Origin of the sequence: Algoriphagus sp. NF, from assembly GCF_028823735.1 — a bacterium.
Taxonomy (GTDB): domain Bacteria; phylum Bacteroidota; class Bacteroidia; order Cytophagales; family Cyclobacteriaceae; genus Algoriphagus; species Algoriphagus marincola.
In genome coordinates this window covers 1-1,363 of the sequence record NZ_JAPEIB010000097.1, presented here as the reverse complement: position 1 = coordinate 1,363, position 1,363 = coordinate 1, and the positions used below count along the sequence as shown (strand labels likewise).

The 1,363-nt window shown below is 45.6% G+C and carries 2 pseudogenes; both read right to left on the bottom strand.

From position 1 onward, the window contains the following. Nucleotides 1-251: pseudogene (locus tag OU792_RS18500) on the bottom strand (hypothetical protein); the annotation flags it as partial. Nucleotides 252-380: 129 nt separating this feature from the next. Further along, nucleotides 381-1,363 (bottom strand): annotated as a pseudogene (locus tag OU792_RS18495) (Sec-dependent nitrous-oxide reductase); the annotation flags it as partial.

Below are 1,363 nucleotides of genomic sequence, written 5' to 3'. Positions count from 1 at the left end.
ATGATGTACTTGAGGTAGATGAATTCTGGAAACATTTCCACTCCGATATGCTTCATTCCGATGTAATGGTTGACACCGTTGATTTGATCTACATTGCCACTGAGATGGTCAATCCAAATCTTCATATTCAGGCCTTCCGGATACTGAGGAGCCCAAAGGCTGATCTGCCAGAGCGGAGTGAAATAGGCTGGAATTAGTGTGAAAACTGCCAAGAGAAGGAGCATCCGGTTGGTACTAGTGAGCGATTTCATGAGGATTGGGGAGAAATAGACTATTTGTCTGGTTAGCTAGTCAGCATGAGCGGAGTCGAAGGCAGTCGTACCAAGTACAACGGTATTTCGACTTCGCTCAATTTGACAATGGATTGCTGGGTTTAATTCTTATTCAGAGACTCCGGTAGAGTAAGTCAAAGGTCTATTGGATCCTTTGGGCGAAACTCTCAGGTATCCTTGCATTTCTTGGTGCAAAGCCGAGCAGAAATCCGTACAGTAGAAAGGATAAACTCCCACTCGATCCGGTACCCACTTCAGCGTAGAGGTTTCTCCAGGCATGATTAACAATTCGGCCGTATTGGCTCCTTTTATCGCAAATCCATGTGGCACATCCCAGTCTTGTTCAAGATTAGTCACGTGGAAATACACTTCATCTCCTACCTCCACTCCTTCAATATTATCCGGTCTGAAATTGGATCGAATTGAAGTCATGTACACGTGAACTTCCTTTCCTTTCCGCTCCACCCGGGCATCATTGATACCTTTGAGGGCATAGGGGCTGTGATTCTGTTCGATTGGGTAGAATTTGACCTGACGGTCCTTAACCAAGGAAGCAGGGAATGCTTCTGCATAGTGTGGCTCTCCGATAGTCGGGAAATCCAACAACAGCTGCATTTTATCTCCCGAAATATCATAGAGTTGAGCAGAATGAGCCAATTCCGGTCCGGTAGGTAGGTAGCGATCCTTGGTAATCTTATTATATGCCACCAAGTACTTGCCGTGTGGCTTGCCTGTAGGTCCACCTGGGATACTCAAGTGTCCAACTGAGTAGTAGGTAGGTGCGCGATCCAATACCTCCAAAGTTTCAATATTCCACTTGACAATCTCAGAAGATACAAACATGGAAGTGTAGGCATTTCCTTTACCATCAAACTCGGTATGCAAAGGACCTAAGCCTGGCTTTTCGACTTCTCCATGTAGTACAGACTCATATTTCAAGACAGGCATTCCCTCTATTTCGCCCTCAAAATCCTTGTTTTCGATTGCTGCAAGCATTTTGGAGAAAGAGAAAACAGGAATAATTGCAGCCAACTTGCCGGATCCAATGATGTACTCACCCGTAGGATCTGTATCGGTCCCGTGCGGAGACT